Origin of the sequence: Zhihengliuella alba (assembly GCF_039538765.1) — a bacterium.
GTDB classification, from domain to species: domain Bacteria; phylum Actinomycetota; class Actinomycetes; order Actinomycetales; family Micrococcaceae; genus Zhihengliuella; species Zhihengliuella alba.
Genome location: NZ_BAABCJ010000001.1, coordinates 761,547 through 779,930 on the forward strand (window position 1 = coordinate 761,547; position 18,384 = coordinate 779,930).

Genomic DNA, 18,384 nt, shown 5'->3' on the forward strand with positions numbered 1-18,384 from the left:
CCTACTCCCAGCCGTACTTCTGCTGGTCGCCGACGAAGGCCCGGTACGGGTTCGGTTTGCTGTCCGACGGCGGGACGTCGTAGGTGTTCAGGGTCGCCTCCATGATGGTCTTAAAGGTATCCGTGACATGCCAGTCCCTCCAGTTCCCCTGGGGGCGGTGCATCGTCACGATGACGGCGAATCGGGGATCGTCCAGTGGTGCGACGCCGGCGAAGGAGCTGGTGTGCCCGTCGTAGCCGCCGCCCTCGGGGTCCGCGGCCTGTCCGGTGCCGGTCTTCCCGCCGACCCGGTAGCCGTCGATCGCCGCCCCCTGGGCGGTGCCGTCGGTCACCACGGTCTCCATCATGCGCATCATGACGTCCGCCGTCTCCTTGGACACGACCCGCTCCGGCGCGTGCGGGTCGACTTCCTCGCGGGCTCCGTCCGGCCCGATGTAGGCGTCGATGAGCGAGGGCTCGATCATCTCTCCGCCATTGGCGATCGCCTGGAACATCTGCGCCGTGTGGAGGACGGTCTGCGTGTAGCCCTGCCCGAACATGGTGGTGAACTGCTGACGGCGGTCCCAGGAGGAGGGATCCACGAAGATCCCCTCCGCCACCGGGAGGCCGCCCATGTTGATCTCCTCGCCGACGCCGAACTTCTTGAACCAGTCGTAGCGCTGCTCGTTGCTCAGCCGCTCGCCGATCATGACGGTGCCGGTGTTGTAGGAGCGGGCGAAGATACCGGCGGCCGTCATGGGGTAGGTCGCATGCTTGAGGGAGTCGTTGATGGTCTCGTTCTGGACCGTGTAGGCGTTCGGGACGGTGAAGGCCTCCTCGGGCTCCACGACCCCCTCCTCGAGGGCTGCTGCGAAGGTGAGGAGCTTGCCGGTCGAGCCGGGCTCGAAGGCCTGGGTCAGCGCGGTCGAGGTGCGGTAGCGGGCATCGACCGCGGCCGGGTCGTTGGGATCGACGGAGCGCGAATCGGCAATGGCCCGGATCTCGCCGGTCTTGACGTCGAGCACCACAGCGGAGACCCAGTCGGGGTCGAACTGCTCCTGCTTGGCCATCACGGCCTCCTGCGCGGCCCACTGGACGTCGTGGTTGATCGTCAGCTGGAGATCCTTGCCGTCGATGGCGGGCGTGGTCGTGGAGGGCGCGGTGGGGATGCGCACGCCGTCGGCGCCGACCTCGAACTTCCTCTCCCCCGGTGTTCCCGCCAGGATGTCGTTCTGCGTCAGCTCGAGTCCTTCGGCCCCGCTGTTCTGGCCCGCCTTGTTCGGGTCGGCAGCGCTCAGGAAGCCGAGCAGCGTGCCGGCGACGGACCCGTTCGGGTACTGGCGGTCGCTGGTGCGCTCGGCCAGCAGCCCCGGGATACCGAGATCCATGACGCTTTCCTTGGTCTCCGGGGTGACACCCTTGGCGACCACCGAGTAGCGCTTGGGGTCGTCCGGGTCCGCCGGGACGATCGAGCCCCGCAGCGTCTCAGTCTCCTGGCCCACGATCGTCGACAGCTGGTCGATGGCCTCGTCCATCCGGGCCGACTCGCGTTCGCCCGTCTCCGGGTTCCGGCGGTCGAACTCCTCCTTGTACCACTTCTGGTCGATCACCAGGTCGTAGCGGATGACGGACGTCGCGAAGGCGCGCCCCTCGGAGTCGAGGATGTCACCGCGCGTGGGGGCGATGAGCTGCGTGCGGGTCCGGCTGGACGCGGCCTCCTGGGCGACGGCCTCCGGATCCAGGCCCTGGACGAAGAAGAGTCGGCCCGTGAGGGCGAGCAGCATGGCCAGGCAGAGGGCGAGGCCGATGCGGAGCCGCCGCGGGTCCAGCGACTCCGCTGCGTCGACGCTCTTGAAGCGTGAGTCGGATCGCGCCATGGCTCCTCGGTCCCCTTCTCGCGAGGCGGGCCGCGGTTCGCGCGGTCCGCGGTCTGTCCTGTTCGATCAGTTCACGGCTGATCGCCGCTCTGTGTCGGCGACGGGATGGTGCCGCCGTTGAGCTCCGCCTCGGTGAAGTTCCTGCTCTCGGCGGACTGGGTACTCGAGCCGGCCTGCTCCTCGCCGGTGCCCCGCTTCGCCTCGGTGTTCGCGGCCGGGGGCGCCTTCTTCTCCGCCGACGTCTTCTTCACCGGTTCTGGAGCCGTCTTCGGCGCCTCCACGAAGGACGTTACTGTGTCCTCCTCGGTCGCCGGCGTTGCGACACCTGAGACTTTCCCGGTCCCGAGGTCGATCGCCGCCACGTCGCCGGGCTTGACCATTCCGAGGTCGGCGGCCTTGTGGGCGAGGTTCTGCGGGGCCTGCAGATGCTGGACCTGCTGCGCGAGCGCCTCGTTCTCCTGGGTCAGCGTGCGCTCCTGGCCCCGGAGCTTGACCAGCTCGTACTGTCCACTCGAGACGTTGATGTTCAGCAGCAGGACTCCGGCCAGTGCCGCCATGAGGAAGAAGACGCAGAGAAGGAGGAAGGGCAGTCGGCGATTGCTGGTGACCGCTGGGACGATCGCCAGCGGCGTCCGACGTCGACTCGGGGCATCGAAGGCCGGCGCCGAAGCGGAGCCCGGTGCCGGCTCAACGGCCAGGGCCGTCGCGCCGTCCGTGTTCGGCGGGGTGAACGCCGGCCGCTGGCGCGACGAGGTGGACGCGGGGTTCTGCGGTCCCGTGGAACGGGACGCACGGCGGATGGGGGCCGGTGCTCGCATGTCCATCAGTCCTTCATGATCCGTTCGACGGCGCGGAGTTTCGCCGATGCCGCCCGTGGGTTCTCTTCGATTTCCTGCTCGGTGGGTTTGTCGGTCCCCTTGACGAGGTTCCTGAACCTGGCCTTGTGCTCCTCGAGCTCCACCGGGAAGCCGACCGGCGCGGAGGAGGCGCAGACCTTCTGGAAGTACTTCTTCGTGATCTTGTCCTCGAGCGAGTGATAGCTCATCACCACGACGCGGCCGCCGAGTGTCGTCGAACCGAGGGCTGCAGGGATGGCGCGTTCGAGCACGTCGAGTTCCTCGTTCACGGCGATGCGCAGCGCCTGGAACGTCCGCTTGGCCGGGTGTCCGGCGGTGCGTCCCGCGGCGGCCGGGACGACGTCCTTGATGGCTTCGACGAGCTGCCCGGTCATGGAGAAGGGAGTCTCGGTCCGGGCTCGGACGATCGCCGCAGCGATTCTTCCGGCGAATCGTTCCTCGCCCCACGTCCGGATGATGCGGACCAGCTCGTTCTCGTCCAGGGTGTTGACGAGGTCAGCGGCCGTCGGCCCGCGGGAGGTGTCCATCCGCATGTCCAATGGGGCATCGAACGAGTAGGCGAAGCCGCGCTCGCGTTCGTCCAGCTGCAGCGAGGAGACGCCGAGGTCGAACAGCACGCCGTCGACGCCGCCGAAGCCGAGGTCCGCCACGACGTCGTCGATCTCGTCGTAGACGGCGTGCACGAGGTCGGTCCGTTCCCGGTAGGCCGCGAGACGCTCGCCGGCGAGCTCCAGTGCCTGCTCGTCCCGGTCCAGGCCGATGAGGTGCGCATCGTCGAACCGCCGGAGCATCTCCTCGGAGTGGCCTCCCATGCCGAGCGTGCAGTCGACGAGGACGGGAGTCCGCCCGGCCTTCCGCGCGGCCTCGACCGCGGGCTCCAGGAGACTCACGCACCGATCCAGCAGCACGGGGACGTGGCGATCGCTGGTGGGCGTGGCCGGCTCGCCGCTCTCGGGGCGCGCTGCGGATTCGCTGTGCGCGTCCCGAGCGGTCATCATGTGCCCCTTTCAGGCGGTGTACCGGTGCTGATGCTTGTGGTCGCCTGCACCCTGCGGTGCGGAGGCGGTCGGCCCTTGGATCAGATCCCCCGCCGCTCCGGTGACTCCCGCCTGACTCCGGGGAAGGTGAGTCAGGTGGTGCAGCCGGGCGGAGAGAGATCTGGTCCAAGCCCGTGGCGGCGTCGTCTCGACGCGTGCCGGGTCTTTCGCTGTCTATTCGGTTGTCCCGTCGCCGCGACGGTGCGCCCGTTTCCTCAGAAGATCCCGGGCAGCACTTCCTCGTCGGTCTCGGAGAAGGTCTTCTCCTGCTCCGCGAGGTAGTCGTTCCACGCGTCGCCGTCCCAGATCTCCGCTCTGGTACCGGCGCCGATGACGGCGACTTCCCGCTTCAGCCCCGCGTACTCCCGCAACGAGGCCGGGATCGTGACCCGTCCCTGCTTGTCGGGGACCTCGTCCGAGGCTCCCGAGAGGAAGACGCGGATGTAGTCACGAGCCTGGCGCGAGGAGATCGGCGCCTGCCGCATCTGCTCGTGCACCCGCTCGAACTCCCGCTGGCTGAAGACGTAGAGGCACCGCTCCTGGCCGCGTGTCAGGACGAGCCCGTTGCCGAGTTCGTCCCTGAATTTGGCCGGGAGGATGAGCCTGCTCTTCTCATCGAGACGCGGCGTGTATGTCCCCAGGAACATGCACAACCGCCTCTCGGTCAGAAGGGCCGTCGGCGGGGGTCTCCCCCACTGCCCTCTACTGGTCCCCACTTTACTCCACCATGTACCACTGTCAACGAATCGAGCACGCCGAAATCCGGCCCGAACATGAGAGAAGCCCGGAATCTCGGGGATTCCGGGCTGTGGTGAGAAGTGGAGGGGATTTACCTGAACTTTGGCTGAATTCGTCCTTCAGGCAGGTCTCGGGGGCGCTTTAAACGCCGACAGCCCGCTCTGGAGCGGGCTGTGGTGGAAAGTGGGGAGTGCAGTGGAGGAGGGCTACAGGTCCTGGTCGCGCCGTCGCTCGTCCCACTTGGCCTCGAGATCCGCCATGAAGGAGCTCTTGCCGGGCTTGCCGTCCGGGCGTCCCCCCGCACCGGTTGCCCCGGCACCGGCCTTTCCGGTGCGCGAGAGCGCGATGTACACCCCGACGCACATCGCCGCGAAGCCGAGCACCCCGACGATGATCAGTTTGCTCGAGATGCCCAGAATGAGGGCCACGAGGCCGACGGCGACCACCAGAGCACCGATGACGATGTTCCGCGTCGAATAGCCGCCCCCGGACTTCATGGCCGAGGCGAAGCGCTGATCCTCGTGGAGCTGTTGTTCCAGTTGCTCCAGGAGTCGCTGTTCATGTTCCGAAAGCGGCATTTTCTTCCCCATTCTCGTCGCGGTCTCCGCCGGATTCCCTCCGCCGGTCGCCGTGAGGCGTATTAGCTGTATCCGCTCAACGCGGGACGCATGCCCCGTGTTCCCGGCGGTTGCAACCGCTGCCGCTGCCGGTGCTCCGGATGGCCCCGACGTCGTTCGAATACGTCACCTCTAGAATACGTCCACTGGGAAGAGGACCGGAAGTCGGGGAAGCCGCTCCGACCAGTCTATTGAGCGCCTTCACAGCCTCCTCCCCGGCGCCGCCCATCCAGGAGGCTCGCGGGACCCACCTGCCCGCCCAGTTTGGCCTTGATCCGGTCCATCGCCTGCTGTGCCTGTTCCCAGTTGGCGTCGGCCCGGTCGATGCTGAGCTGGAAGCCCTTCTCCGCGGTCAGGTTCTCCGCACGGAGGCCGATCAGGCGGATACGGTCGCCGGGCCGCAGCAACGCGTCCAGGAGATCGGTCGCGGCCCGGGCGAGCGTGACTGCGGATGAGGACGGCTGGACGAGGGTCCTGCTCCGGGTGACCGTCCGGAAGTCCTCGTAGCGCACCTTGATGGCGACCGTCTGTGCATTCTTGCCGATCCCGCGCAGGCGTTCGGCCACGCGGTAGGCGAGCCGGAGCAACTCCGAATGGAGCCGCTCGGGATCGTCGACATCGCGGGCGAAGGTCTCTTCGGCACCGAGACTCTTCTCCTCGCGGTGGGGCGAGACCGGACGGTCGTCGATCCCCCACGCCAGGTCGTGCAGGTGTGCTCCGGCGGTCCCGAGGAGCCTGGTCAGGGTCGGCACCGGCGTCTGCGCGACGTCGCGCACGGTCGTCAGACCGGCGGTGGCCAGGGTCTCCTCGGTCTTCCTGCCCACGCCCCAGAGGGCCGAGACCGGCAGCTCGTGGAGGAATTCCACGGTCCGGGCCGGCGGCACTACGAGGAGGCCGTCGGGCTTCGCCCGGGTCGAGGCGATCTTGGCCACGAACATGTTCCTCGCCACTCCGACACTGGCGGGCAGGTCCAGCTCCCGGCGGAGGGCGTCGCGGATGTCCTGCGCGATCTGCGGTGGGGCGCCGAGGCGCCGGAGGCTCCCCGTCACGTCCAGGAAGGCCTCGTCGACGGAGACCTGCTGCACGGTCGGCGTGATGGATCGGAAGACCGCCATGATCTGTTGCGAGACCGCCGAGTACACGCGCTGCTGCGGCGGGATCACCACGGCCTGCGGCGCCATCCGCAGAGCGGCCGCCATCGGCATCGCAGACTTGACGCCCAGCCGGCGACACTCGTACGAGGCCGAGAGGACCACGGACCGCCCCTCCGGCGCTCCCACGATGACCTGGCGGCCACGCAGCTCGGGACGCTCCCGAAGCTCCACGGAGACGAAGAACGCATCCATGTCGACGTGGAGGATCGCGCGTTCGCGCGCCGGATTGGCCATGGAACACAGCCTATAGAGTGGAGCTGGCGGCATAGCGTCGCCCCCCGGAACGAGCACGAGTGAGAAGCGTCTGAATGTCCTCTGATTTCCCTGTAGTCAGCGCCGGAGCGCTCGGCATCGAAGAGTACGTCCGGCGCGTCGGCGAGCTGCTCGAGCGATTCCTGACGGATCAGTCGAAGCTCGTCTACGCGATCTCCCCCGACGCCGACGAGCTGGTGGCCGCCATCAGGGACCTCGCACGCCAGGGCAAGCGCCTACGCGCCCGCTTCGCCTATCTGGGCTTCCTCGGCGGAGGCGGCGACCCCGGTTCGGCCGACATCGTCCGTCTCGGAGCCTCGCTCGAGCTCTTCCAGGCCGCCGCGCTCATCCATGACGATCTCATCGACCGCTCCGACACGCGACGGGGCCAGCCGAGCGTTCATCGCCGCTTCGAAGCGCTCCACCGCCGGTCGCGCTGGGCCCGCGACGCTGCCCGCTTCGGCGAGGCCGCCGCGGTCCTGGCCGGGGACCTCTGCCTGTCCTTCAGCGAACAGCTGTTCGGAACCATGGCGGTCCCGGCACCGACCCGCCGGGTCTTCGATGCGATGCGAGCGCAGGTGATGGCCGGACAGTACCTCGACGTGCTCGAAGAGTCGGCGGGCCCCTCCCACGGGGCGGAAGCCGCTCTGGAGCGGGCCCGGACGGTGGTCCGCTTCAAGAGCGCCAAGTACTCGATCGAGAATCCGCTGCTCCTCGGCGGCACGCTCGCCGGGATCTCGGATGACCTCGTGCAGCGCTACTCCACCTTCGCGCTGCCCCTCGGCGAGGCTTTCCAGCTGCGCGACGACGTGCTGGGTGTGTTCGGGGATCCCGGCACCACCGGCAAGCCGGCTGGAGACGATCTCCGCGAGGGCAAGCGGACCGAACTGGTGGCCCACGCGCTGCGCCTCGCGGACCCCGACGACTCCGAGTTCATCCAGGACCGGCTGGGCGCCGACGACCTGCGCGAAGAGGAGGTCCGGCGGATGTGTTCGATCCTCGCGGCCTCCGGTGCGCTCGAGGAGACCGAGAGCTCCATCGATCGGCTCTCGGAACGCGGTTTCGCAGCCCTCGAGGATCTCCTGACCGGTATCCCGTCGGTACCGGCGGAGGTCGTCGCATCGCTGCGCGCACTCGGGCTGCAAGCGATCAGGCGCACAGCCTAGACGGCAGCTACCAGGCGAGCGCCTGCGCCCGGCGGCGGATTTCCGTCTTCCGACCGCTGCGGAGCGCATCGATCGGCCGACCGGGAAGGGAATCGTCCTCGGTGAAGAGCCAACGCAGGGCCTCCTCCTCGGTGTATCCGGCGTCGGCGAGCACAGAGGCGGTTCCCTTCAGGCTGTCGAGCACCCGCCCGTCCATCAGGAATGCGGCGGGCACCGCGCGGATGCGCCCCTCGCCCACACGGTGCTCGATCAGCGCGCGCTCGCGGATCAGGGTGTGGACCTGGCGGATATTCAGATCGAGTGCCTCGGCCACGTCCGGCAGTGCCATCCAGTCGCCGACCAGTTCTTCAACGTTATTCACACGCACAAGGGTGCCACACACGGAGGCCCGACGGCGCGGATCAGTCACGTTTCCGTCACGCGTAGGCGGCATTCCGGCCTCGTTCCCGCCTGCGCGGTCCGGTCGTCGGCACCCTGGAGGACGGTCGTCTGCGAGAGGGAGGTGCTGTGGCGCCCCATCGATGCCGACATTCCCTGCGGCACCCCCGCCTGATAGGCGGAAACACTGGCAGGATTGCGCCCTCCAAAGGGGTTTCCCCCGTCTGAGGGCATGGTGTAAATTCACAAGAGACACTCTTGCAACATGAGTCACAGAAGTATCACGGGGACGATGCTTCGGGCCCGTTGCGTTCGGACCTAGCAGAGGATTCCCATGCCACAGCCTCACGCAGCAAGCGCACCACGGACAGCGACCAGCCGCCCCGGCCGGTCCCGGATCGCCTCCAGCACTCTCGCCGCCGCGACTCTCCCGGCCGTGGTGCTGACCGGGTTCGGCGCCGCAGCACCCGCTGTGGCCGCCCCTTCCCCCGCGCAGGCGCCGGTCGCACCCAAGACCGCGACTCCAGCGAACATCGCGGCAGCCCAGCACCGCATCGCGGCCAGCCTGGCGGCCTCCCAGGTGCCGGCACGCCTGGTTCCGGCAGCACCCGCTCCCGCCGCGAAGAACTCGACGGTCACCGTCAAGGCGGGCGACACCCTCTCCCACATCGCGATCCGCTCCGGCGTCGCACTGAGCACCATCCTGAAGGCCAACGGCCTCGAGGCATCCTCGACGATCTTCCCCGGACAGAAGATCAAGCTCAGCGGTGGTAGCGCCGCGAAGGCAGCCGCCCCAGCCGCCCCCTCCACCGGGACGAAGACGTACTCGGTGCAGGCCGGCGACACCCTCGGTGGGATCGCCCTCCGTCACGAGATGTCCCTCGCTCGTCTCCTGCGCCTGAACAGCGGGCTCAGCAAGACCTCCATCATCTACCCGGGTCAGAAGCTGACCGTCGCCGGCGGGACCGCCAGCGCCCCCGCACCGGCCAAGCCGGCGTCCACCAGCACCGCCTCCAGCGCCTCCACGGGCTCGTACACGGTGAGTGCCGGCGATACGCTCGGCGGGATCGCGATCAACCACGACATGTCGCTCAGCCGGCTCCTGCGCCTCAACGGACTCTCCGCCTCCGACACGATCCATCCGGGCCAGAAGCTGACCGTCGCCGGCGGGACCACCACCGCAGCGACCAAGACGACGGCTCCGAGCTCAGCAGCGCCCTCCGAGGCCCGCACGCACACTGTGGCCTCCGGAGAGACGCTCTCGGGGATCGCGGGCACCTACAGCGTGGGACTGAGCAAGCTCCTCGAAGCCAACAGCCTCTCGAAGACGTCGGTGATCCGTCCCGGGCAGACGCTGAAGGTGCCGGGCGGAGCCACCGCAGCGGCCTCCAGCGGGCAGTTGGTCCCGTCGACGTTCCTCCACTACCGGTACCCCGAGGCCACCGTCCGGAGCGCCAACGAGAACAAGGCGATCCTCCTGTCCCGGGATCTCCCGAGCCGGTCGGAGATGCGCAGCAAGATCGTCGCGACCGCCCAGTCCCTGGGCGTCGACCCGTCTCTGGCGTTGGCGCACGCGTACCAGGAGTCCGGGTTCAGCCCCAGCGCTGTCTCCCCCGCCAACGCCATCGGAGCCATGCAGGTCATCCCGACCTCGGGTGAATGGGCATCGCAGCTGGTCGGCCGACCGCTGGATCTGCTCGATCCCGACGACAATGTGGTCGCCGGCGTCGCGATCATCGCCGCCCTGCAGCGGACGTCGGAATCCCTGGAGGAGGGCATTGCCTCCTACTACCAAGGGCAGGGCTCGGTCCGCCGAAACGGCATGTACGACGACACGAAGTCCTACGTGAAGTCCGTGAAGACGCACATGGCCAGCTTCTGACCGTAACGCGAGAGGGCGGGTCCGGGAACCGAATCGGTTCCCGGACCCGCCCTCTCCTGTGTCCGGCGGGAAGCCGTCCTCGGGACTCCTCCCGCGGACTCAGTGCGAGCGCTGCTCCACCGGAAGAGCGATGACGACCTTCGTGCCCGATGGCGCGCGGGGCTCCCAACGGATGCTCCCGCTCAACTCGCTGGTCACGAGGGTCCGCACGATCTGCAGGCCGAGACCGGAGTCCCCCGGCTCGCCGGCGATCCCCACCCCGTCGTCCGCGATGGAGACAGTCAGCACCTGGCGTCCCGTGGGTTCCACGGTCCGCTCCGCTTCGAGCGTGATCGTGCCGTCGCGCTCGCCCAGCCCGTGCTCGACGGCGTTCGCGACCAGCTCGTTGATGACCAGGGACAAGGGCGTGGCGATCTCGCTCGGGAGGGCTCCGAAGCTTCCCGTGCGCTCCGTCCGGACGACCTGCCCGGGCGAGGCGACCTCCGCGGCGAGCCTGAACTGACGGTCGATGAGGTCGTCGAAGTCGACGCTCTGGGCGAGGCCCTGCGACAGGGTCTCGTGCACCAGGGCGATGGTCGCCACCCGGCGCATCGCCTGATCGAGCCCTTGCTTGCCCTCCTCGCTCTTCATCCGGCGCGCCTGCATGCGCAGCAGGGCGGCCACCGTCTGGAGGTTGTTCTTCACGCGGTGGTGGATCTCGCGAATCGTCGCGTCCTTCGTGACGAGCTCCATCTCCCGTCGGCGCAGTTCGGTGACATCGCGGCAGAGGACGATCGCCCCGTAACGCTTCTCGCGATCGCGGAGCGGGATCGCGCGCAGGGACAACGTGACGCCGTCGGAGGAGATCTCGCTCCGCCACGGCATCTTGCCGGCCAGGACGAGCGGAAGCGCCTCGTCGGACATCCGTCGGTCCTTCATCAGCATCGTGGCGAACTCGGACAGGGAACGCCCCTCCAGACTCTCGCTGCCGCCGAGGCGGCGGAACGCCGAGACCCCGTTGGGGCTGGCGTACTCCACCGCCCCGGTCGCATCGAGTCGGATCATCCCGTCCCCGACGCGCGGTGCACCGCGGCGCGAGCCGGTCGGGGAGGTGAAGTCCGGCCAGATGCCGAGATGACACATCCTGAGGACGTCCCGGGCGCACTGTCGGTACGTGATCTCCAGCCTCGAGGGCAGGCGGGAGCCCCCGACGTCCGTGTGGCTCGTCAGCACGGCCAGCACACGCCCGCCGCGGAGGAGCGGGACGGCCTCGATGTGCATCGAGCCATCCCCGCTCGTCTCCTGGACGGTGCCCGTCCTCCACGCGTCGTCCACGAAGGACTTCAGGTCCTTGCGGACGCGTTCACCGACGAAGTCCGTGTGGAACACGGTGTGGCTCGTCGACGGGCGCACATGGGCGAGCGCGATGTACGAATGGTCCGGGGCCGGGTGCCACAGCACCAGGTCCGCGAACGCCAGATCGGCGATGAGCTGCCAGTCCCCCACCAGCAGGTGGAGCCAGTCCTCGTCGCCTGGTCCGAAATCCGCATAGTCCCGGACGACATCCGTAATGATCGCCACGCTACCTCCGGACGATCGATCGCAGCATCCGGAGCGAGACGGACAGCGGAGCCATATCGTCGCGCTGCTGGCTGCTCATCTCCTCGAATACACGACGCACCCGCGTCAGGCCGCGAGCATGCTCGTGCTCCCACGCCTCGAGAGCGTCGTAGGGATCCGCCTCCGGGGCCAGACGCAGCGCTCCGACCGTGATGTCCAGGACCGTCGTGTACACGTCGTCCCGGAGTCCGGCCCGGGCCAGGGCCTGCCACCGGTCCTCACGCGGGAGACTCGAGATCCGGACCAGCAGCTCGTCGATGGAGAACCGCTCGTAGACGGCGTAGTACACCGCTGCGAGCCGCTTGGCGTCGACGTCCTCGCGGTGGGCCGTCTGGGCGATGTCCAGCAGGGGGAACGTCTCGAACTGCTCGGCCCAGCGTCGCGCGATGTCTTCCGTGGCCCCGAGCTCGAGTGCGTGCTCGTGGTGGGCCCGTACTCGCTCGGCGTCCGCACCATGCAGCAGCGATCCGACCTGGGCGGTGAGTCCCTGGACCGTCGGCTTGAAGGCCTCGATCGTCGCGGCGAGATCGTCGATGCTCACGTGCGAGACGAACCAACGCGTGGCCCGGTCGAGCAGGCGGCGGGTGTCCAATTGGATGTCGCTCCACGCATCCGTGGGGAACGATGCCGGCAACTGGTGCACGGCGTCGATCAGGCCGTCGAGATCGAAGACCTCACGCAGGACCACGAACGCACGTGCCACCGAGGCCTCGGAGACGTTCATCTCCTCGATGACGCGGAAGGCGTACGTGATACCGCCGATGTTGACGATGTCGTTGGCGACGCGCATCGCGATGATCTCGTTGCGCAGCGGGTGCGAGAGCACCTCGTCCGGGAACCGCTCGCGGAGCTGCTCCGGGAAGTACTCGAGGAGCAACCGGTCGAAGTAGCGGTCGTCGCCGATCTCCGCCTGGGTAAGCGCGTTCGTCAACTGCAGCTTGGCGTACGCGGTCAGGACGCTCAGCTCAGGCGACGTCAATCCGCGTTCGCCACGCGCCCGGAGCTCGTCCGACGTCGGCAGGAACTCCAGCTGGCGATCGAGCCCGGCGGTGGCCTCGAGCCAGTCCATGAGGCGGTCGTAGCTGGAGTTCCACTGCTTCATGCGCTGGCGCTCGTTGACCAGGAGCACGTTCTGGGCGAAGTTCGTCCCGAGCACGAGGGCGGCGACCTCGTCCGACATGGATTCGATGAATGCCGCGCGATCAGCCGCATCGAGCTTGCCTGCGGCGACGAGCCGGTCCACGAGGATCTTGATGTTGACCTCGTGGTCGGAGCAGTCGACACCGGCCGAGTTGTCGATCGAGTCGGTATTGACCAGGGTCCCGTTCATGGCCGCCTCGATGCGGCCGAGCTGGGTCAGGCCCAGGTTCCCGCCCTCGACGATGACCTTGGCGCGAACGTCGGCACCGTCGACGCGGATGGCGTCGTTCGCACGGTCCCCCACGCTGGCGTTGGACTCGGTGCTGCCCTTCACGTACGTGCCGATGCCGCCGTTGTAGAACAGATCGACCGGCGCCAGCAGGATGGCGCGCAGCAACTCGGGCGGCGACATCTCCGTGGTCTCCTCGTCCAGTCCGAGCGCCACGCGGATCTCAGGGCTGATCGGGATGGTCTTGGACTGACGGGGGAACACCCCGCCGCCCTGGCTGATCAGCTCCGTGTTGTAGTCCGCCCAGCTGGAGCGCGGCAGTTCGAAGAGCCTCTGCCGCTCAGCGAAGGACGCGGCCGCGTCCGGATTCGGGTCCACGAAGATGTGGCGGTGGTCGAAGGCGGCCACGAGCCGGATGTGCTCCGATTGCAGCATGCCGTTGCCGAAGACATCGCCGCTCATGTCGCCGACGCCGGCGACAGTGAAGTCCTCCGTCTGGGTGTCGTGGCCGAAGCTGCTGAAGTGGCGCTTGGCCGACTCCCAAGCGCCACGCGCGGTGATGCCCATGGCCTTGTGGTCGTAGCCGACGGACCCGCCGGAGGCGAACGCGTCGCCGAGCCAGTGGTCCTCCTCCAGCGAGATCTCGTTCGCGATGTCGGAGAACGAGGCCGTCCCCTTGTCGGCTGCAACGACGAGGTAGCTGTCGTCACCATCGAGCCGGACGACGTTCTCCGGTGGGATGACCGTCTGCGTCCCGTCGGCTGCGATGTCCAGGTTGTCGGTCACGGACAGCAGTGCGCGGATGAAGACCCGGTAGGCATCCTTTCCGGCTTCCATCCATGCGCTCCGGTCCTTGCCCGGATCCGGCAGCTGCTTCGCGAAGAATCCGCCCTTGGCCCCTTCGGGGACGATGACGGCATTCTTGGTGACCTGCGCCTTGACCAGACCCAGGACCTCGGTCCGGAAGTCCTCCCGGCGGTCGGACCAGCGGAGTCCACCGCGTGCGACGGCGCCGAAGCGAAGGTGGACTCCCTCCACCTTCGGCGAGTACACCCAGATCTCGAACTCGGGCCGGGGGAAGGGTGCGCCCTCGATCCTTTCTGGTGCGACCTTGAACGCGAGCGCCGAGCGAGTCCTGCGGTAGTAATTGGTTCGGAGCGTCGCGTCGATGACGTTCGCGAAGCGTCGCAGCAGACGGTCAGCATCCAGAGTCGCCACGGACTCGAGGTGCGTGGCCAGCTCGTCCTGGGCCCGCTGAATCCGCTCTTCGCGGGCCTGCTCGACCTGTCCGGGCTCGAAGGTCGCCTCGAAGACATCCAGCAGCGCCCGCGCCACGGCCGGGTTCGCCAACAGGGTGTCTCCCATGAACTCGAAGGAGTTGGCGTTTCCGAGCTGGCGCAGGTACTTGGCGTAGGCGCGCAGTATGGAGACCTGGTGCCAGGTCATGCCCTGCGTCAGGATCAGCCGATCGAAGTTGTCCGACTCCGCCTCGCCCAGGGCGACCGCCCGATAGGCCTCGCTGAGCAGCTCGTTGGTCGCCTCGACATCGGCCCCGTCCGGGTAGCGGAGGCCGAAGACGTAGAGGAAGAAGCCCTTCCCGTCGCCGCGCTGGACGGCGTACGGCGTCTCGTCGATCACCTCGAGACCCTGATTGGAGAGGACGGGGAGGATGCGGCTCAGCGACATCGTCTCGTCGACGTAGATCTTCAGTCGGGCAGTGACGCCCGACTCCCGGTCCGAGGCCGGCTCGACGCGGACGACGGGTCCGCGGTGGTCCGCGGACTCCAGGCGGGTGAACTCCGCGATGTCGGCCAGCGCGTCCTCGACCTCGAAGGCGACTCGATACGTCGCCGGGAACGCGTCGGCCCAGTTCGCCGCCAGATCGCGCGCCCCGTCCGGGTCGCGCTCTGCGAGCGCGTCGGTGACGCCCTCGGGCCAGGAACGCACCGCACGGGCGATGCTGCCCTCGAGCTCGGAGCGGTCGACCTCGGGAACCACCCCGCCCTTGGGCAGGCGGATTCGGAAGAAGACCCGGACGAGGGCGGACTCGGTCATCCGCACCTCGAAGTCGAGGGACTCGGCGCCGAGCGCCTGCTTCAGTTCGTTCTCGATACGGCGACGGACGCCGGTGGTGTACCGGTCCCTGGGCACGAAGACCATGGCCGACATGAACCGCCCGTACGTGTCCGGGCGGAGGAAGAGCCGCGTCACTCGCCGCTCCTGCAGACGCAGGATTCCCATGACGGTCTCGTAGAGGTCGTCCTCCTCGATCTGGAAGAGCTCGTCGCGGGGATACGCCTCCAGAATGGAGACGAGATCCTTGCCCGAGTGCGATTCGGCAGCGAATCCGGCACGCCTCCGGACGGAGTCGACCTTGTGGCGGATGACCGGGATCTCGCGCACGGAGCGGATGTAGGCGCTCGAGGCGAACAGCCCGATGAAGCGACGCTCGCCAGTGACATTGCCCTGCTCGTCGAAGGACTTCACGCCGATGTAGTCCAGATACACGCTGCGGTCGACCCGCGAGCGGCGGTTCGCCTTCGTGATCACCAGGGGGCGCGGTTCGCGTGCGTGCTTGAGCCCCTCCGGATTGAGGCGCTGAAGGAGGTTGTCCGGCGTCGTGCGGCGCATCAGGCCCAGACTGCTGTCGACCTGGATCTCGAGGGCGTCCTCGCCGTCGAGATCCACGAGCGTGTACTCCCGATAGCCCAGGAAGGTGAAGTGGCCGTCGTCGAGCCAACGCAGCAGCCCGGCCGCCTCGCCGAGCTCCGGCACCGGCAGCCGATCCTTGCGTTCGTCGAGCTCGGTAGCGATCTCGTGCACCTTGTTGCGCATGAGCTGCCAGTCCTCGACCGAGAACCGGACGTCCACCAGCGCGGCGCTGAGGCCCTCGACGAGTTCGTCGGCTGCCTCTGCCCCGAGCTCACGGCCCAGCTCGACCGCGATCCAGGACTCGACCTGGGTCTGCCCGTCCGCGTCATCCAGGTAGCGAGCGAGGTTCGGCAGCGTCGCCGTGTCGCCGCTGGAGATCGGCGATGCGGTCGACACCGGGTCCAAGCAGGTCAGACGGCCGTCGGCCAGTTCACGCCGCGCCACGAACGTCGGGTGCGTGACCAGCGTGATCGCATGCTGCTGGCGGACGATCTCGGCAACGACCGAGTCCACGAGGAATGGCATGTCGTCATTGACAACGAACACGACGGTCGCGCCGCCGACGTTCCGAACCTCGATGCGCGCCTGCTTCGAGGACCGCTCGAAGCCGATTTCTAGGTGTGTCCGGGTTCGGGCCTGAAGGTCTACGTCGCTGTAGCTCTTCGCCTCGTCTTCCGTGAGGTGCCCGTAGTAGGCCCGGACGAATTCTGGTGTCAGTGTGTCAGCAATGAACCGTTCGGCTTTGCTGGACCCAGTCGACATTCTATTGCGCCTCCGCGTCAGTATTTCGGCCGATCAGTGTCGGCATGATGGGTCCAGCCTAACGCTGTTCAGGAGCGTGTCCCATCTGCCGCGCGTCGGCGCCCGAAGAGCCGCTTCCGGGCCACCACATCGTGCCCGGCCAGCTGCGCGATGCCCGCTCGAAGCGGGGCCTCCGGGGACGACTCGGCGAAGGCGGTCCCGGCCAGCAGCGCCTCGGCTGCGGCCCCGGGATCCCAGGGAAGATACCCCCGGAGGGGGGCGCCCGGTCCGAAGCGCGACCACGTCTCGCGCAGCTGCCGTTCGGGGTTGGGGCCGAGCGCCGCCCGGGCGACCTTGTTGAAGACGATCCGCGGCATCGCGTCCGGGAGCGTCTCCGACAGGCGGTCGAGGGCCTTGATCAGACGCGGGACGCCGACACTGTCCGCCTGGCCCACCGCGAGGATCTCATCGGCGCGCTCCAGCACCGCGAGCGTGGCGGCGTTCCGTTGTGGCGCCGTCGTGTCGAAGGAGAGGTCCTCGTCGACGTCGAGATAGGGCGCCACATCGACGACCACGACGTCCACGGCCGCGGTCAGATGCTCGAGGACCCGCCGGAGGGACGCGGGCCGGAGCTCGGGCCAGCGGTTGGGTCGTGGCAGGCCCGTGGCGACCCTGAGCCGGGCACCGGCGACGGTCAGGAGCGGGCAGGCGCGCTGCCAGCTCTCCCCGTCCAGGACGCCTTGATCCGAGAGGCGGCACAGCTGTGCGATTCCGGCCGACTCCTCCATGAGACCGAGCAGCACGGAGACGCTCGCCCCGTAGGTGTCGGCGTCGACGAGGGCTACCCGCGAACCGGCCAGACTCGCCTCGACCGCGTAGTTGACCGCCACGGTGGTGCGCCCCGGCGAGCCGTGCGGACCCCAGACCGCGATGATCTGGCCCCGGCCGGCCCTGGATGCGGGTTCAGCCGGGGCCGCGGTCCGTGGCACGACGGGCTGGATCCGGGGTCCACTGGCCGCCACGAGCTCGAGGAGGTCGGCGAGCGCCTGGGGCGAGGCCGTGACGGACTCGCAGACGGCTCCGTAGCCGCTCAGCCGCGACCGCTCCCCCGGGTCGTCGACGAGCGCAACGACTGCGGCACCCCTCTCGCGGAGGCCGTCCACGACGGCGGCATCGACGTCGGAGGCCGGCCCCGCGAGCAGGGCTGCGTCAGCGAGTCCCGATTCGACGAGCGCGAGGGTCTCGGCCAGCTCCCCGCACTGGCGGGCGACCGTCACCTCGCCCCGGAGTGCCTCGATGCCGTCGCAGACGCCGAAGGAGTCCCCCCACACGACGACGGACACGCTCATTCCGAGCCTCCGGCCGGGCTGTAGACCACGGTGACCTTCGCTTCGTTCGCGAGGACGTCCAAGAGGTCGGGAAGCTGCTCGTCGGTGACGAGCAGCTCCAGCTCTGTCCCACTCGTTCCCCCGAAGGCGGATTCGACGCTCTCCCGTCCTGCGACTTCGATGCCCTCCAGCAGCCGTTCCGGCTCCTCGTAGGACCGCCCCGCATCGTCCTGGGCAGCCGCCCAGACATCGACGTGCGAACCGGCGACGATCGCATCCGCGACCGTGCCGTCGATGCCGACAGCGACGGGTTTCCGCCCGAGGGGGTCGCCCTGCTTCAGGGCCCGCCGGGGGACGAGCTCGCCGGCGCCGATGAAGACGCTCGATCGCAGCCCGTCCGGGACCTCCTCGTCGGCCGTCAGGTACCGCTCCTCGAGGCCGTCGATTCGCACCTCCGCGATCTCCAGGTTCTCGGTCCCGACAGGGTCGCCGAGCGAGATGTCCTCACTCGCCGCATACACGGGCACTGTGCGGTCCAGCGCCCCCACCAGCGCCACGACGCCGATGATGGACCCGATGACCAGCAGCAGGCCGATCAGCAGTCGTGGATCCCTCCAACCGGGTCGGCGCAGGCGCGCGGTGTCGGCGTTCGGTGTCGCGGAGCTCAATCCCTCGTCCTCTCGTCTGCCTCCTCGGGGCCATGACAGAGGCATCCGGTTCGGCGGTCGGTCTGGCCCCCAGCCTATTCGGAGGCCCCGC

At 68.5% G+C, this 18,384-nt stretch carries 13 protein-coding genes; 2 read left to right on the forward strand and 11 right to left on the reverse strand.

Annotation, left to right across the window (positions count from 1 at the left end; translation table 11 throughout):
* Position 1: 1 nt before the first annotated feature.
* The 6 genes from ABD784_RS03405 to dinB all read right to left on the reverse strand — a co-directional run bounded on the left by ABD784_RS03405 (position 2) and on the right by dinB (position 6,492).
* Positions 2-1,855, reverse strand: a complete 1,854-nt coding sequence (locus ABD784_RS03405) for a peptidoglycan D,D-transpeptidase FtsI family protein (RefSeq protein WP_344879934.1) — start codon at positions 1,853-1,855, stop codon at positions 2-4.
* 71 nt (positions 1,856-1,926) lie between these two features.
* Positions 1,927-2,673 (reverse strand): hypothetical protein, encoded by a 747-nt coding sequence (locus tag ABD784_RS03410; protein ID WP_344879937.1) that lies wholly within the window; start codon positions 2,671-2,673, stop codon positions 1,927-1,929.
* Positions 2,674-2,678: 5 nt separating this feature from the next.
* The gene (gene rsmH / locus ABD784_RS03415; RefSeq protein ID WP_344879940.1) at positions 2,679-3,707 is read right to left on the reverse strand and encodes a 16S rRNA (cytosine(1402)-N(4))-methyltransferase RsmH; all 1,029 of its coding nucleotides are present in this window, start codon (positions 3,705-3,707) and stop codon (positions 2,679-2,681) included.
* Between the two features lie 257 nt (positions 3,708-3,964).
* Positions 3,965-4,396 carry a division/cell wall cluster transcriptional repressor MraZ gene (gene mraZ, locus ABD784_RS03420; RefSeq protein ID WP_344879943.1) on the reverse strand — a complete coding sequence of 144 codons (432 nt, stop codon included), beginning with the start codon at positions 4,394-4,396 and terminating at the stop codon, positions 3,965-3,967.
* Positions 4,397-4,693: 297 nt separating this feature from the next.
* Positions 4,694-5,065, reverse strand: coding sequence for a DUF3040 domain-containing protein (locus tag ABD784_RS03425; RefSeq protein WP_344879946.1), 372 nt, complete (start codon positions 5,063-5,065; stop codon positions 4,694-4,696).
* 227 nt (positions 5,066-5,292) lie between these two features.
* Positions 5,293-6,492: a DNA polymerase IV gene (gene dinB / locus ABD784_RS03430; RefSeq protein ID WP_344879950.1), complete on the reverse strand. Its 1,200-nt coding sequence runs from the start codon at positions 6,490-6,492 to the stop codon at positions 5,293-5,295.
* A gap of 74 nt (positions 6,493-6,566) precedes the next feature.
* On the opposite strand from dinB, the gene ABD784_RS03435 reads away from it, so the two are divergent.
* Entirely contained in the window at positions 6,567-7,676 is a 1,110-nt protein-coding gene (locus ABD784_RS03435; RefSeq protein WP_344879953.1) for a polyprenyl synthetase family protein, read from the forward strand.
* A gap of 7 nt (positions 7,677-7,683) precedes the next feature.
* Here ABD784_RS03435 and ABD784_RS03440 read toward each other — a convergent pair whose 3' ends face one another.
* Entirely contained in the window at positions 7,684-8,037 is a 354-nt protein-coding gene (locus ABD784_RS03440) for an Rv2175c family DNA-binding protein (RefSeq protein WP_344881283.1), read from the reverse strand.
* 351 nt (positions 8,038-8,388) lie between these two features.
* Here ABD784_RS03440 and ABD784_RS03445 point away from each other — a divergent pair, with 351 nt between their 5' ends.
* Positions 8,389-9,936 (forward strand): LysM peptidoglycan-binding domain-containing protein, encoded by a 1,548-nt coding sequence (locus ABD784_RS03445; protein WP_344879956.1) that lies wholly within the window; start codon positions 8,389-8,391, stop codon positions 9,934-9,936.
* Between the two features lie 99 nt (positions 9,937-10,035).
* Here ABD784_RS03445 and ABD784_RS03450 read toward each other — a convergent pair whose 3' ends face one another.
* The 4 genes from ABD784_RS03450 to ABD784_RS03465 all read right to left on the reverse strand — a co-directional run bounded on the left by ABD784_RS03450 (position 10,036) and on the right by ABD784_RS03465 (position 18,293).
* Positions 10,036-11,496, reverse strand: coding sequence for a sensor histidine kinase (locus tag ABD784_RS03450; protein ID WP_344879960.1), 1,461 nt, complete (start codon positions 11,494-11,496; stop codon positions 10,036-10,038).
* Position 11,497: 1 nt separating this feature from the next.
* Positions 11,498-16,318: an NAD-glutamate dehydrogenase gene (locus tag ABD784_RS03455; RefSeq protein WP_344879963.1), complete on the reverse strand. Its 4,821-nt coding sequence runs from the start codon at positions 16,316-16,318 to the stop codon at positions 11,498-11,500.
* 68 nt (positions 16,319-16,386) lie between these two features.
* Positions 16,387-17,646, reverse strand: a complete 1,260-nt coding sequence (locus ABD784_RS03460) for an AAA family ATPase (RefSeq protein WP_344879965.1) — start codon at positions 17,644-17,646, stop codon at positions 16,387-16,389.
* Complete coding sequence (locus tag ABD784_RS03465; RefSeq protein WP_344879969.1) at positions 17,643-18,293, reverse strand: SAF domain-containing protein; 651 nt, start codon at positions 18,291-18,293, stop codon at positions 17,643-17,645. The genes ABD784_RS03460 and ABD784_RS03465 overlap by 4 nt, the downstream gene beginning before the upstream one ends.
* Positions 18,294-18,384: the final 91 nt, after the last annotated feature.

What these genes read in the sequence shown, in the direction of transcription:
- ABD784_RS03405 (WP_344879934.1), bottom strand. Translation starts at nt 1,855, where the DNA reads ATGGCGCGATCCGACTCACGCTTCAAGAGCGTCGACGCAGCGGAGTCG.
- ABD784_RS03410 (WP_344879937.1), bottom strand. Translation starts at nt 2,673, where the DNA reads ATGCGAGCACCGGCCCCCATCCGCCGTGCGTCCCGTTCCACGGGACCG.
- rsmH (WP_344879940.1), bottom strand. Translation starts at nt 3,707, where the DNA reads ATGACCGCTCGGGACGCGCACAGCGAATCCGCAGCGCGCCCCGAGAGC.
- mraZ (WP_344879943.1), bottom strand. Translation starts at nt 4,396, where the DNA reads ATGTTCCTGGGGACATACACGCCGCGTCTCGATGAGAAGAGCAGGCTC.
- ABD784_RS03425 (WP_344879946.1), bottom strand. Translation starts at nt 5,065, where the DNA reads ATGCCGCTTTCGGAACATGAACAGCGACTCCTGGAGCAACTGGAACAA.
- dinB (WP_344879950.1), bottom strand. Translation starts at nt 6,492, where the DNA reads ATGGCCAATCCGGCGCGCGAACGCGCGATCCTCCACGTCGACATGGAT.
- ABD784_RS03435 (WP_344879953.1), top strand. Translation starts at nt 6,567, where the DNA reads ATGTCCTCTGATTTCCCTGTAGTCAGCGCCGGAGCGCTCGGCATCGAA.
- ABD784_RS03445 (WP_344879956.1), top strand. Translation starts at nt 8,389, where the DNA reads ATGCCACAGCCTCACGCAGCAAGCGCACCACGGACAGCGACCAGCCGC.
- ABD784_RS03455 (WP_344879963.1), bottom strand. Translation starts at nt 16,318, where the DNA reads ATGTCGACTGGGTCCAGCAAAGCCGAACGGTTCATTGCTGACACACTG.
- ABD784_RS03460 (WP_344879965.1), bottom strand. Translation starts at nt 17,646, where the DNA reads ATGAGCGTGTCCGTCGTCGTGTGGGGGGACTCCTTCGGCGTCTGCGAC.